The organism is Gilliamella sp. Pas-s25, from assembly GCF_009795885.1.
GTDB lineage: Bacteria > Pseudomonadota > Gammaproteobacteria > Enterobacterales > Orbaceae > Gilliamella.
Map to the genome: position 1 here is coordinate 20,492 of NZ_WTEV01000009.1, position 13,166 is coordinate 33,657.

The window sequence follows — 13,166 nt, forward strand, 5'->3', positions numbered from 1 at the left end:
TTAATAATCATCCTCTTTTAGGCTATCAGATATTATTTGCCAATGGTGATTGATATTGGTATCAATTTCATTAGTATCGGTTAAAATTTTGCAGCCACCGATTTCAATATTAGCATCGGCAATTAATTGCCATTGATATTGCTGATTTTCGTCATGAAACAGGGGTTCTAACCATTGCAAATCAGTAGGATTAAGATGTAACGATATCGGTTCTGATAAAATAGGACACTGCTCAACTAACGTTTGTATGCTATGGCTTAACTGCTTTTGTTTTACTTTAGCAATACTACCTACTGTTTTTTGAGCTGCGATTAATGCTAAATCAAGCAATTTAGGCACAATTAACTCATCAATATCATTAATTGATTGCTGAAAATTACTGACTAACTCGGTTATAGCATGCGCTGTCTTGCGCTTTGCTTCATTAAGCTCCTGCTCAATTTGTTCACGTCCTTCTTGTTGCCCAAGGTAATATCCTTGTTCATAGCCCGCTTGTTTACCTTCCTCAAAACCTTCAGATCGACCTAAATTAAATCCTTCTTGGTAGGCTTGTGCTTCAACCTGCTGTTTTAACTGCTCTAGCGTTTGTTCGATCTCGTTAGGCTCAATGGGTTCATGCTCAAAATCAGGAGCAGACGTTGGTTCACTAACCTCTAGTTGCTCAATCTCATTGCTTTTGCTTAATTCTGATAGCTTAGATGATGCTAAATCGCGAAAGCTTAGTGGTTCCCAATTTAATCTATCGGGCTGATTATACATATTCATCATCACCGCTAGTTAGAATCATTTCACCGCTTTCAGCTAATCGACGAGCAATAGCCAGAATTTTCTTCTGTTCTGTTTCTACTTGAGATAAACGTACAGGTGGTCTATTTTCTAAATCTTCACGTAAAATAGAGGCTGCACGCTGTGACATATTACTCAATAGTTTGTCACGTAATTCAACTGATGCCCCTTTCAATGCAATGATCAATACTTCATTATCGACTTCTTTAAGTAAGCGTTGGATACTTCTATCATCCACTTCAACCAGATTTTCAAACAAGAACATTTCATCAATAATTTTTTGCGTTAACTCTCCATCGTAATCACGCAATGCATTAATAACCTGCTCTTCTTGCTGTGTTTTCATTAAGTTAATAATTTCTGCCGCAGTACGTACTCCACCAAGATTATTCAGTTTAATATTTTGACCATGTAATAATGTCGATAATGAGGATGAGAGTAATTGCAGAGCGGAAGGCTCAACCCCACCAAAAGTCGCAATACGTAGCATGACATCGTTACGCAATTCATCATCAAACAGATTTAAAATTTCTGCTGCTAAATCACGGTTTAGATGAACTAAAATAGTTGCGATGATTTGTGGATGCTCTTTTTTGACCAGATCAACTGCTCTTGTCGCATCAACATAGTTAAGCATTTCAAGACCATCGGTTGCTTCTTCTTGATCAGTAGATAATAGTTCATCAAGTAAACGTTCAGCTTTTTCAGCACCCAATGATCGCCCTAATATTGAACGTAAATAGCCATTTGGATCGGTATTTAAAACTGCACACTCTTCAAGAGCCACTTGGCATTCATTAAGTATGCCTTTCAATTGTTCCTGAGACAACTGAGGTAACGACATCATAGCGCTACTAATTTGTTGCACCTCTTTTTGACTAAGATGCTGCATGACTTGTGCGGCAAGCCCTTCACCTAACACCATTAAAATCGCAGCCACTTTTTGAGATTCACTTAAAATCATTGTTTAGCGTCCTCTTTATTGATCCAACTACGAATAATTAATGCCATGACACGAGGTTCTTTCTCAACTATTTTGCGTATGTGCTGTTGTTGTTGCATATTATCTTCAAATATTTTGTGCTGTTGTTTACTGTGTGCTTTATAATCTAACTTTTCTTCTACCGTTGATTTAGGATTCAATGATTCCTCTTTTCCGGTCAAGAATTGACGTTGTAATTTCAACCATAATGAACGTAATACCTTGCGCCACATAATCCAGAAAATAAGAATATAAATAAGATATTTAAATCCTGTTTTGACAGAATCATAAAATTCATTGGTTTGCCAAAATGCGATATTGTCATTATCATCAAGTACTTGATCGGTAAATTTCAAATTCGCAACAGTTAATGTATCGCCACGTAAATCAGAAAAGCCCATTGCTTGACGTGCGAGCGCTTCAATATTTTGAAGTTCATCATTATCTAGCTTGACCCATTGTTCGGTTATGGCTGGTGACTGATTGTCATCATCTTCAGACTTAGTATTGTCTGACTCGATTGCGACAAATTTATAATTAACTAAAACAGCAACCGATAAACGTTTGATCCGGCCTTCAGGTATTTGACTGCGTATCACTTGCCTATTGACTTCAAAATTAACGGTATTATTTGATTGTAAGTTGTAAGATGCCTGTTTATCATTTTTTCCAGCCGATTCATCTTGTTCATCAATTGGTGCGCTAGATGTTGGTGCAGGTTGATTTGATAGTGCCCCAGGTACTCCACCTATACCATAGCTATTGGCGGATTGGCGATTTTCGACTTGTTGCTTACTGCGAATCGTTTGATTGGCTATATCGCTATTTGGATCATAAGTTTCAGAAGTCGATTCTTGTCGGCTAAAATCAACATCGGCATTAACTTGTACCTTAACATTCTGTTTACCCAAAATTGGGATGATGATTTTTTCTACTCGCTCACGAACACTATTTTCAATTCGCTCACTAAATTCAAGTTGAGCCACATTGGTATTTCTATCACGGTAGCCATCTCCAGTTAATAGGTGACCATGCTGATCAATAATGGTCACTTTATCTGCATGTAATTCTGGCACACTACTTGAAATTAAATGGATAATGGCATCGATTTGACCTTGTGATAATGAGCGACCAGGTAATAACGTTAATGCCACCGATGCTGAAGGGGATTTTCTTTCTCTGACAAATAAAGATGGCTTAGGCATTGCCAAGTGCACTCTGGCATCATTAATACTACTGATAATGGATATGGTTCGAGATAATTCCCCTTCTAAAGCCCGTTGATAATTGATTTGTTCATTGAATTGGCTCATACCGAAACTTTCTTTATCGAGCAATTCAAAACCCACCGAGCCACCTTTAGGTAAACCTTGTTGTGCAATACGTAATCGGGTATCGTAAACTTTATCTTGTGGAATTAAAATAGTGGAACCAGAAGATGAAAATTGATAAGGAATATTCATCTTATCAAGTTGGCTAATAATTTCGCCACCATCTTTATCATTTAAATTACTAAACAAAACACTATAGGACTCATCTTTAGCCCATAAATAGATGAAACTAATCATCGCTATCGTAATGACACCGGCAATTAACAATGCCATTTTGGTGTTTTGTTTTAGTTGATTGACAAAAGGCAACTTATTTAAGATTGATTCACCTTTATTATTGACTGCTTCGCTAGCCATAGCATCCTGACTCTAAACTATTTAGATTAACTCTGTAGTTTATTATCCATATATTTGAAAAATTCAATGGCGAGAAAAGCGTGCAGTTTTTCCCTTACTTAAACCCTTTGTTTTTTTATTTATGTGTTAACTTTAGCCATACAGTAACAAAAGAACTAAAAAGTAGTTATCAAAATGAATACAATCAACACATTCAATCCAATTGAACTCACTAATTTAAATGAATCAACGTCAATATCTTCAAAAACGCATTTTGCAGATAAAAACTTTGTTGCAGAATTAAAGACCGCTTTAGATAACATCAGTCAACTACAAATACAGGCAAATAATGAAGCCAAAGCTTTTGAAATGGGAGAGGCGAATATTTCATTGAATGAGGTTATGGTTAATATGCAAAAATCATCGGTTTCATTGCAGTTTGGTATTCAAGTGCGCAATAAACTGGTTGCTGCTTATCAAGAAATTATGAATATGAATGTCTAATTAATGACATCGAAAATAATTGCCATATCCTAAATTTTGCATTTTACTTTTACAAATAACCATTAATTTTAGTCTAAATGCGATAATCAACTCACCATACCCTTCAATTTTAAAATAAGCATCGCTCATATTTTTGATGCTTGTTGTACTGCTAAATATATTATTTCCGTTATCAACTGATGGCTCAAAAAACTTTACCATTTTTACTATACTATTTAAAAAAATAACGACATAATGCCATCATTTAATAAAAACAATCAATGAAATACATAAGGGATTCAAAGTGATAACATTCCAAAAAACAATATTATTAACTAGCCTATTACTTAGCATAGTATCAATCAATTGCCATGCTCAATCCCCTGTTGTGAGTTGCCCTGCAACTTTTTCTGATGGACACCACGTTTACCAGCTTGATAATGCCAAACTATTTGATGGTCCAATCTGTAATAAAGTAGATTTAGTGCCCGAATTTAAAAAAGAAAAAGTAATATGGGAACTTACCCCACAAATAAAGCCGTATTTAGTCTGCGAATATGCTGGAACCAATCATTACATTGTTCTTTATGCCAAGGGAGCAGCTTATTGCGAAAGATACGAAGCACCAGTACAGGCACATTGTATGTCATAACAACTTTGACAGTATGATTTTGAAAAAATAGCAATATAACTATCACCATTTAGTAAAAAATAACGAATAAAATACATTAAGGATCCAAAATGATAACACTAAAAAAAACCAATATAGCCTTAAATGAACAGTATCTCGACTACCCAACGTTAGGGCAACTGATTGTTCTGACATCGCTTGATGGGTTTTCTACTACAAGGGCAACTTGTTATCAAGAAAAGCTTGTTATTGCTGCTAATTTTTATCCACAAAATGGGGATGATTATAAGGTTATATATGTTGTTATTGAACTCGATAAGAAAAATACTCATTATTATTACGAGTCTGATGGAATTCTACCCCATTTTTTTGTCAGCCCTACTGGTAAGGATTATGTGTCTATTACTGTGTACCATCCAGATAAAGATTTAGAAATTATGCTCCCATTATTTGATAGAGAAAATATCGCCTATCCAAAGCCCAAACGCCCTATTGTCGGTGATTTTAAGGGAATATATCATGATTTTTCTATTTTCCATTATGTTGATATTTTTTCAGAGACAAAACCAGATAAATTGATTGCAGTTGCATTTAAAAATGATGATATAAAAAAAACCTATACCAATAAAATTCCGCTTCCAAAGCATAACAAATTATTTATTGATTCATTGAATAATCAAATTCATCTACTTGCTTGGGTTGACAATGGTTGGTTACATCGTCAAGTTGATGAAATGGGCAGCGTTTTACAGTCAAGAAATATAAACACAGGAAAGCGTTTTTATCTAACTTGCGTATTGAACTTAAGCTTTTCTAATACATCGAGTCTTTTAAATATTGATGAAAAAGGTAAGTTTTATTTAATCAATGTTTCACCCAAAGGAAAAATCGAACAAAATCTATTGCTCGATATGGAAAGACAAATTTATTATATTTGGGAACCGATAAAAATCGCCGCAGAAACGTTTGTTATGCGATTCACAGATGAAATCGGCAATGGGTGGATTACAATTCAAAATAATCAGGTGATCGAAGCCTTTTCTCAGGAAACCGTAGGTTGCTATATAAACCTATACTCAAAAGAAGTGTTTAAATTATCCACAAAAGAATTAATCATTAGTGAGATCGTCAAAACCAAAGATGCCAATTATACTGTTGTTTTTTACGGAAAAGAAGAAGACAATCACTCAAAAAACAAAGAGTTAATTATTTTAAATCGTAATATTGATTAAGGCTGTTTAACGGGATGCTTGCTTGGTTCCTATTGATGAATAAGATTCAAGCAAAGCACCCATAAACTTACATTAAACAGGCAATTTTTTGATAGCTACCGATTTTAGTTTGATAATCGGCCTGCTTACCAATCAACTCTCTAAGCTGAGAATGACGAGTAATCATTAATTGGGTTAACTGCTGCTGATAGCTAAGTATATTTTTGATATACATTCGAATCAGGTCTTGATGTTGCAATGGCATGTTTTCAATTTTCGAAAAATCATCAACCAACATAATACCTTTCGATAATTGAAGGTATTTCGCCTGCCAACTCAACAATAAATCCCAGTTTTCATTCTGGGCATTTATCAACATTTGTTCAACAACATAATTAAATTGTTCGTATTGTTCTAATAAGTTATTTCCTTGCATAATCATCCTTTTTTTATTTTGCAATTTCACGCCAAGATTCGGCAATATTGTTTAATAAATCGAAACAGGTTTGCAGTTTTTCTTTATCATTATGTAAATTGGCTAGAACTAACTGTTGACTAATATACTGATATAAGCGATCTAAATTTTCGGCAATTTCACCCCCTTTTTCTAAATCTAAGCAACTTTTAAGCCCATTATCAACAATATTAATCGCTTTAGAAATCGCGTTACCTTTACCTACTATATTGCCCTTTTGAATATACAAGCTAGCCAATTTTATTGCATTAAGTGCACCATCAAATAATAAAACGATTAATTGATGAGGGGATGCTTGATTAACACGGGTTTCTAAATTCACTTGCTCATAGGCTTGAGAACCTAATTTGTACATTACTTTCCTCTATTTTTTTAAGTTTGCCATCATATCAAATTGGGTCGTTAAATAATTACTCATGCTATCTAACTGATTAATTAAAATATCTAATTTAGTAAATTGAACTCGGTAGCGCTCAATGGTTTGTTCAATAGAATTACTCACTTGTTCATGGCGTTTATCTAATGATTTTAATGTGGTATTTAACCCATTAGTTGCCGAATCAATCATGCCATCACTGTCAATAAATCCACTGACTTTGGCAAAAACCTCATTGGCAATCCCCGTGTTTTTGCCATCACCTGTAAACAGTGTTGCCACTGCATCACTATTTTCATTCAGTGCTTTTTTTAATTCATTTTCTTTAAGCGTTAACTGGCCATTTTTATCCATGTTAATGCCTATTTGTGCTAAAACAGAGAACTCCCCTGATTGTCCTTTGGCAAAGATTGAACGGATACTTTGATCAATATTGCGTAATGTTGCATCGCCAACAAGAGGTCCATTACTACTATTTAATTCCTTTGAATTTTTCTCTTCTGCGGTGAATTTAGTTAATGTTGATATGGTAGACTGTAATTGATTAAATGCTTCGACCCATTCTTTAATGGCTTCTTCCGTTTTTTCATTATCAGCTGTTATAGTCAGGTTTTGGCTGGTTGTTGTGGTTGCTTTTAATGTTATATCAACACCATCTATTACATCTTTAACGGTATTTGACGCACTGGTTATTGCAATACCATTAAATGAAAGCTTGGCATCTTGCGCTTTTGCAACTTCGGTCATAGGACTATTACTAGGCTGATTAATATCAAATCCAATAATATTATTTAACTTATCATCATCGGATGAAATAGCTGTAATGGTTTGTTGTTCTCCCGTTTCTTTCGAGGTAATCACTAATTGATAGCCATCTGCCCCCGAACGAACAATTGCCGCTTTGATTGTCGAAGGGCTTGTTGTGCCGTCATCATTCATCATTTGGGCGTTGTTAATGGCGTTTGCTATTGACTCTAATGATGTCTCATCTTTAGATAAAGTCACATTCAGTTTATGACCATTGGCTTGTTCAATGGTCATAGTTCTCGTTTGATTGTCATTACCCAATTGAGCACTTTTATCATTGATTGCCGATGTTGCAACGCTATGCGATGTTGCTAATTGATCAACCGTCACCGCATAATCGCCTAAAACGGCTTTACTATTTGCTTTTACCGTAAAATAATTGTCATTACCTGTTGCAGTTCGACTTTGAAATAACTCTTTTTTTTGGAGTTTTGCCGTTGCTGTATTAAACGTTGTTAATGCACTTTTTAATTTACCAAAACCACTAATTTTGGCATTAATCGCTTTTTGTTGAGTAGTAATTGGTGTTAGGCGTGTCTTTTCAGCCGCTTCTAATTGATTTAAAATTTCACCAAGATCGATCCCCGAACCTATTCCCAATGCGCTCATTGCCATGATTTCATCTACCTATCATAATTATTCAATATTTTTTATATCGGCTCATTTTTCCAAAAATTTAGTCATTAGCGGAATTTTTATTTAAGGGATAAAGGTATCTGTGGTTTTGCGAACAAAAAATCATCATTAAAAATTATTTTAAAAATAAGTTAATTGTATGATTTATTTATTAATATTTATCATATTCTAGATTAAATTTGCTGTTTAAAAAAAGAGAATCATTAAAAAAATTAAAGATCCCAATTTTATTACCGATAAGTTATTTATCAGCAAAGGTATTGAATTAAATTTCGATATATCGTTGATTTTACTATTTATATTAACGGAGATAAAAATGGCACAAGTAATTAATACTAATACTATGTCTTTAATGGCAAAAAATAACCTTAACAATTCTCAAAGCGTTCTTAGCACATCTATTGAGCGTCTTTCATCTGGTATGCGTATTAATAGCGCAAAAGACGATGCAGCAGGTCAAGCAATTGCTAACCGTTTTTCATCAAACATCAAAGGCTTAACGCAAGCTGCTCGTAATGCTAATGATGGTATTTCACTTGCACAAACAACAGAAGGTGCGTTAAATGAAATCAACAATAACGTACAACGTATTCGTGAATTAACTGTTCAAGCAGCCAATGGTACTAACTCTGAAAGTGATTTAGTATCAATTCAAAACGAAATCGATCAACGTTTAGATGAAATCGACCGTGTTTCTAAACAAACTGATTTCAATGGTTCTAAAGTATTATCAGAAGATAAAACACTTAAAATTCAAGTAGGTGCAAACGACGGCGAAACCATTGAAATCAATTTGAAAAAAATTGATAGTACTGAGCTTGGTTTAAATGCATTTAATGTTTCTGATGCACCAACAGAAGATCCATTAAAAACAATTGATGCAGCATTATCAAAAATTGATGCATTACGTGGACAACTTGGTGCGGTGCAAAACCGTTTCGAATCAACTGTAACTAACATTAACAATACTGTAAATAACTTAAGTTCTGCACGTAGCCGTATTGAAGATGCTGATTATGCAACAGAAGTATCAAACATGACGCGTGGTCAAATTTTACAACAAGCAGGTACTTCAGTATTAGCACAAGCTAACCAAGTACCACAATCTGTACTTTCTTTATTGCAATAATTCGGATTATCATTTCGAGTTATTCCTCATAGTCATAACGGCATTTAACCATGCTGTTATGACTAATCATTATAATTAGCTATTTTTAAGCCTTTATTCTGCCCATTAAATTCATCAACTATCGTCATAATACTGTTAAGCATTTTTTTTAACATTGGTTCAATAATGGATGATAGTTTATATAACTCACAAGGTGTCATAAACCAAATCGATTGGAAACAATATATTCATCTGGTTCGTAATGAAGCTTTAAAGTTAGCGGTTCGTTTGCCGGCAACAGTTGAACTTGATGATTTATTACAAGTTGGCTACATCGGTTTATTAGACACAATCAAACGTTTTGACATTTCTCAAGGTAATACTTTTGCCACTTTTGCTATACCAAGAATTAAAGGCGCAATGCTTGATGAACTACGCAGCCGTGATTGGTTACCAAGGCAGACGCGTAAAAAAATAAAAGATGTCACAACGGCCATGAATGAGTTAGAACAAAAGCTAGGTATAGCACCTAACGATTATCAGATTGCTCAATATTTAAAATTATCTATTCATGAATACCGTAAAATTTTATTAGATTCAAATAGTAGCCAGATATGTTCATATGATGAAATCTATAAAAAATTGGGAGATAACATTGATGCCATTATTGAATATCAAGAAGATGATGATCCCTTTTCAGCAATAATCGATGAGGAAATCCGCAATACAATTATTCAACAAATTGAAAATTTGCCAGAAAAAGAAAAACTTGTTTTATCACTTTATTACCAAGAAGATCTCAATTTAAAAGAGATAGGTAAAGTAATGGATATTAGTGAATCAAGAGTTAGCCAATTACATAGCCAAGCAATAAAGCGGATACGAAGTAAAGTTATTTTTTAGAAATAATAAAAAAATTAAATAAACCGTAATCAATCGAAAATAAATTGAAATAATTTTTTTATTGACCTTTCGCGTTTAAAAATGTAACTTTACGCACATAAAAAAATATTTAACTTTAATTTTACTGATTATTCGTTTTTTTATGCGAATAAAATATATATAGATTGGTGGCTAAATTGGGAAATATACTAGATGACGATATTCTTAAATGTATACATCATTTAAATCTATCAACGCTGCTGTTAAGCCAGCGAATGCTTGAAAAAGATAAAGTTATGGCAATGTATCGATTGGGTATTGATGAAGAAACGGCCGATATTCTGAGTTGTTTAAGTACCTCGCAAATGTTGGTTTTATCAGAAACCAATCAATTAACATTTCAGCTACGATTCGAAAATGCAGAAATGATGAAAAAACTCACAGAAGAATCGCGCGTTGGCGATATTAAACAGATGCATACAGGCATTCTTTTATCAAGTTTGCTATTAGATTCAATCAATAAATAGCTAAGGAATCAAGATGTCAGGTACAAGTATTATTCAAAAACATGAGGAAACCCAACTTGCTATCAAATTAATTTCCCTTGGCGGAAGAATTCAAATGCTAGAAAGCGAAACTAATTTAAGCAGGAATAAGCTTATAAAACTTTATAAAGAGATTCAAGGTTGCCCGCCACCTAAAGGTTTATTGCCTTTTTCAACCTCGTGGTTTATGACATGGGAATCCAATATCCATGCCAGTATTTTTTATAACGCTTACTCTTTTTTAGTTAAAAATGGCTTGAAGTCTTGCATTCAAACTATTTTAAAAGCCTATCAACTTTATTTAGAACAATGCCAAGTTTCACATAAAGATGAACCTGTTTTAGGGTTAACCAGAGCTTGGATCTTAGTCAAATTTGTCGAAAAAAACATCATGCAACAATCATATTGTACGGCATGCGGAGGGCTCTTTATTACGCACGCTTATCACCCACAAAACACGTTTACTTGCAGTTTATGCCAACCACCGTCAAGAGCGGATAAGAATAATAAAACACTAAAAGAAAATAACGAAAAATGCCTAAAAGTGTTATCAACGTTGAGCAATTTAAATTCATCGGTTGTCACACGGATAACTGCGTAAATAAAAAATTAGAAATATTTCAGCAAGTTTACTGTTATTTCATGGAGAAAGAAGAAAGTCAATGCTAATCATTATAGGGTATATTGTCGTTATCGCCTCGGCGCTACTTGGTTATGTACTAAGCGGGGGCTATTTAGCCGTACTATTTCAACCACTTGAATTATTGATTATTGGTGGCGCTGCGATTGGTGCTTTTATTGTCAGTAATGAACAAAAAACAATAAAAGCAACACTTAAATCTTTAGGGCAATTATTTAAAACATCTAAATATAATAAAAACTTATATCTAACACTGATTAATTTAATGTATAGCATTTTGACGAAGATTCGGCAAAATGGGGGGTTATCCATTGAAGCCGATATTGATAATCCACATGAAAGTGACCTGTTTAAACAATACCCGCTTATTTTAAATAACCCTAGAATCTGCGATTTTATTACTGATTACTTACGACTAATGATTAGTGGCAATATGGATGTATTTGAAATCGAAACACTCATGAGTGAAGAAATTGAAACATTTGTCCATGAACTTGAAAAGCCTGTAGATGCCATTTCAGGTATTGGTGATGGCTTACCAGCATTTGGGATTGTTGCAGCTGTAATGGGCGTAATTAATACACTTGCACAAGCAGATAGACCTGCAAGTGAACTTGGTGAACTCATTGCGCATGCTATGGTCGGAACTTTTTTAGGTATCTTACTTGCCTATGGTTTTGTTTCACCATTAGCATCGTTATTGAAGCAAAGAAATGCCGATATGGTCAAAATATTAGAGTGCACAAAAGTGATTCTGCTCGCCAATATGCATGATTATGCTCCGCAAATTTGTATTGAATTTGGCCGAAAAACGCTTTTCTCGCATGAAAGACCGTCATTTTTTGAATTAGAAAAGTACATACAAGAAGTTAAAGATAAAAATACGAATCCAAATAGCGAATAATGAAAGATAAATCTATAAGAATAATTGTCAAAAAAAAATCTGGGCATGGTGGTGGGCATCATGGTGGTTCGTGGAAAATCGCTTACGCCGACTTTATGACTGCGATGATGGCACTATTTTTAGTGATGTGGTTAATTTCGACATCCACACCTCAAGAGTTGAAAGGCATTGCTGAGTACTTTAGAACCCCCTTAATTCTTGGCTACAATGGTGGTAAAAACATTAGTGATAGTGAAAGCCCCATTCCTGGTGGCGGTGATGATGTGAGTAAACAACTTGGCGAAGAAAAAAGTCATGTTTTAAATTCATCAAAAGATGAATTCGAAAAACAACAACTTGAAAGATTACAGATGATTGAGGCGGCACGTAAGATTTATGAAACGTTCGAAATTGATGATCGCCTTAAAAAACTAGCGCCTAATCTTATTATTGAATTAACGGAAATGGGGTTACGGATTCAAATTTTAGCCTCCGATGATAAACCCATGTTCGATGTTGGTAGCACAACTATTGATCCCAATATGCAAGAAATTTTGCATACATTAGCGCCAATTATCAATTCATTACCCAATAAAATTACCTTGTCAGGCCATACAGATGAACGCCAATATACAACGGGCGATCGAGGATATAGTAATTGGGAACTATCTGCCGATAGAGCCAATGCATCAAGGAGAGAGCTTATTGCTGGCGGATTAGATTCAAGTAAGATTATTCGCATTATTGCATTAGCTGACACCGTTAGTCTAAATAATGCTAACTATAGTAAAGATGCGAATCGCCGGATTAGTATCTTAATTTTAAATAAAACAGCACAACAGTATATTGAAGAAGAAAATAATATGACCGGCATCAATTTTTTAAGGCAATCACAACAAATTAAATCTGAATAAAAAATCAAATAACATGATTTATAAAGATACGTTATATCATTTTTGAGGACTCAAATTAAAAAATTTCCCAGCTGTCACAAAAATTATTAAAGTTTTCAAAAATAAAGACGATATAAAAATAACTTACTTTTTTAATTGAT

At 34.1% G+C, this 13,166-nt stretch carries 15 protein-coding genes; 9 read left to right on the forward strand and 6 right to left on the reverse strand.

The window, feature by feature from the left end; genetic code table 11:
• Genes GQ593_RS05895 through fliF form a run of 3 tightly spaced genes read right to left on the reverse strand, consistent with a single transcriptional unit; the run spans nucleotide 1 to nucleotide 3,456 of the window.
• Entirely contained in the window at nucleotides 1-765 is a 765-nt protein-coding gene (locus tag GQ593_RS05895; protein ID WP_160431215.1) for a flagellar assembly protein FliH, read from the reverse strand.
• The gene (fliG, locus tag GQ593_RS05900; RefSeq protein ID WP_160431216.1) at nucleotides 752-1,750 is read right to left on the reverse strand and encodes a flagellar motor switch protein FliG; all 999 of its coding nucleotides are present in this window, start codon (nucleotides 1,748-1,750) and stop codon (nucleotides 752-754) included. Before fliG ends, GQ593_RS05895 begins: the two co-directional genes overlap by 14 nt.
• On the reverse strand, nucleotides 1,747-3,456 hold the full coding sequence (gene fliF / locus GQ593_RS05905) for a flagellar basal-body MS-ring/collar protein FliF (protein ID WP_160431217.1): 1,710 nt from the start codon (nucleotides 3,454-3,456) through the stop codon (nucleotides 1,747-1,749). Before fliF ends, fliG begins: the two co-directional genes overlap by 4 nt.
• A gap of 174 nt (nucleotides 3,457-3,630) precedes the next feature.
• Between fliF and fliE the strand changes: the two genes are divergently transcribed.
• The 3 genes from fliE to GQ593_RS05920 all read left to right on the forward strand — a co-directional run bounded on the left by fliE (nucleotide 3,631) and on the right by GQ593_RS05920 (nucleotide 5,781).
• Nucleotides 3,631-3,939 (forward strand): flagellar hook-basal body complex protein FliE, encoded by a 309-nt coding sequence (gene fliE, locus GQ593_RS05910; protein WP_160431218.1) that lies wholly within the window; start codon nucleotides 3,631-3,633, stop codon nucleotides 3,937-3,939.
• A 283-nt stretch (nucleotides 3,940-4,222) separates the two neighbouring features.
• Complete coding sequence (locus GQ593_RS05915; RefSeq protein ID WP_160431219.1) at nucleotides 4,223-4,570, forward strand: STY0301 family protein; 348 nt, start codon at nucleotides 4,223-4,225, stop codon at nucleotides 4,568-4,570.
• 89 nt (nucleotides 4,571-4,659) lie between these two features.
• A complete protein-coding gene (locus tag GQ593_RS05920) occupies nucleotides 4,660-5,781 on the forward strand; it encodes a hypothetical protein (protein ID WP_160431220.1) in 1,122 nt (373 codons plus the stop codon).
• A gap of 67 nt (nucleotides 5,782-5,848) precedes the next feature.
• On the opposite strand, the gene GQ593_RS05925 is transcribed toward GQ593_RS05920, so the two are convergent.
• From GQ593_RS05925 to fliD, 3 genes are read right to left on the reverse strand one after another with little or no spacing between them, the layout of a single operon-like run.
• A complete protein-coding gene (locus tag GQ593_RS05925) occupies nucleotides 5,849-6,196 on the reverse strand; it encodes a hypothetical protein (RefSeq protein ID WP_160431221.1) in 348 nt (115 codons plus the stop codon).
• 13 nt (nucleotides 6,197-6,209) lie between these two features.
• On the reverse strand, nucleotides 6,210-6,590 hold the full coding sequence (fliS, locus tag GQ593_RS05930) for a flagellar export chaperone FliS (RefSeq protein WP_160431222.1): 381 nt from the start codon (nucleotides 6,588-6,590) through the stop codon (nucleotides 6,210-6,212).
• Nucleotides 6,591-6,599: 9 nt separating this feature from the next.
• On the reverse strand, nucleotides 6,600-8,033 hold the full coding sequence (gene fliD / locus GQ593_RS05935; protein ID WP_160431223.1) for a flagellar filament capping protein FliD: 1,434 nt from the start codon (nucleotides 8,031-8,033) through the stop codon (nucleotides 6,600-6,602).
• 337 nt (nucleotides 8,034-8,370) lie between these two features.
• On the opposite strand from fliD, the gene GQ593_RS05940 reads away from it, so the two are divergent.
• The 6 genes from GQ593_RS05940 (at nucleotide 8,371) to motB (ending at nucleotide 13,026) form a co-directional block, all read left to right on the forward strand.
• Nucleotides 8,371-9,183, forward strand: coding sequence for a flagellin N-terminal helical domain-containing protein (locus tag GQ593_RS05940; protein WP_085248168.1), 813 nt, complete (start codon nucleotides 8,371-8,373; stop codon nucleotides 9,181-9,183).
• A 165-nt stretch (nucleotides 9,184-9,348) separates the two neighbouring features.
• Nucleotides 9,349-10,065, forward strand: coding sequence for an RNA polymerase sigma factor FliA (locus GQ593_RS05945; RefSeq protein ID WP_160431224.1), 717 nt, complete (start codon nucleotides 9,349-9,351; stop codon nucleotides 10,063-10,065).
• Between the two features lie 185 nt (nucleotides 10,066-10,250).
• Entirely contained in the window at nucleotides 10,251-10,571 is a 321-nt protein-coding gene (flhD, locus tag GQ593_RS05950; protein WP_143421893.1) for a flagellar transcriptional regulator FlhD, read from the forward strand.
• A 13-nt stretch (nucleotides 10,572-10,584) separates the two neighbouring features.
• Entirely contained in the window at nucleotides 10,585-11,190 is a 606-nt protein-coding gene (flhC, locus tag GQ593_RS05955; RefSeq protein WP_160431225.1) for a flagellar transcriptional regulator FlhC, read from the forward strand.
• 61 nt (nucleotides 11,191-11,251) lie between these two features.
• Nucleotides 11,252-12,133: a flagellar motor stator protein MotA gene (gene motA / locus GQ593_RS05960; RefSeq protein ID WP_160431226.1), complete on the forward strand. Its 882-nt coding sequence runs from the start codon at nucleotides 11,252-11,254 to the stop codon at nucleotides 12,131-12,133.
• Complete coding sequence (gene motB, locus GQ593_RS05965) at nucleotides 12,133-13,026, forward strand: flagellar motor protein MotB (RefSeq protein WP_160431227.1); 894 nt, start codon at nucleotides 12,133-12,135, stop codon at nucleotides 13,024-13,026. The genes motA and motB overlap by 1 nt, the downstream gene beginning before the upstream one ends.
• The last annotated feature ends 140 nt before the right edge of the window (nucleotides 13,027-13,166 follow it).

Excerpts from the sequence above, each read along its gene's own strand:
- GQ593_RS05945 (WP_160431224.1), top strand. The coding sequence starts at position 9,349 with ATGGATGATAGTTTATATAACTCACAAGGTGTCATAAACCAAATCGAT.
- flhC (WP_160431225.1), top strand. The coding sequence starts at position 10,585 with ATGTCAGGTACAAGTATTATTCAAAAACATGAGGAAACCCAACTTGCT.
- GQ593_RS05940 (WP_085248168.1), top strand. The coding sequence starts at position 8,371 with ATGGCACAAGTAATTAATACTAATACTATGTCTTTAATGGCAAAAAAT.
- fliE (WP_160431218.1), top strand. The coding sequence starts at position 3,631 with ATGAATACAATCAACACATTCAATCCAATTGAACTCACTAATTTAAAT.
- fliD (WP_160431223.1), bottom strand. The coding sequence starts at position 8,033 with ATGGCAATGAGCGCATTGGGAATAGGTTCGGGGATCGATCTTGGTGAA.
- motA (WP_160431226.1), top strand. The coding sequence starts at position 11,252 with ATGCTAATCATTATAGGGTATATTGTCGTTATCGCCTCGGCGCTACTT.
- GQ593_RS05895 (WP_160431215.1), bottom strand. The coding sequence starts at position 765 with ATGAATATGTATAATCAGCCCGATAGATTAAATTGGGAACCACTAAGC.
- fliS (WP_160431222.1), bottom strand. The coding sequence starts at position 6,590 with ATGTACAAATTAGGTTCTCAAGCCTATGAGCAAGTGAATTTAGAAACC.
- fliF (WP_160431217.1), bottom strand. The coding sequence starts at position 3,456 with ATGGCTAGCGAAGCAGTCAATAATAAAGGTGAATCAATCTTAAATAAG.
- GQ593_RS05920 (WP_160431220.1), top strand. The coding sequence starts at position 4,660 with ATGATAACACTAAAAAAAACCAATATAGCCTTAAATGAACAGTATCTC.
- fliG (WP_160431216.1), bottom strand. The coding sequence starts at position 1,750 with ATGATTTTAAGTGAATCTCAAAAAGTGGCTGCGATTTTAATGGTGTTA.
- motB (WP_160431227.1), top strand. The coding sequence starts at position 12,133 with ATGAAAGATAAATCTATAAGAATAATTGTCAAAAAAAAATCTGGGCAT.
- GQ593_RS05925 (WP_160431221.1), bottom strand. The coding sequence starts at position 6,196 with ATGCAAGGAAATAACTTATTAGAACAATACGAACAATTTAATTATGTT.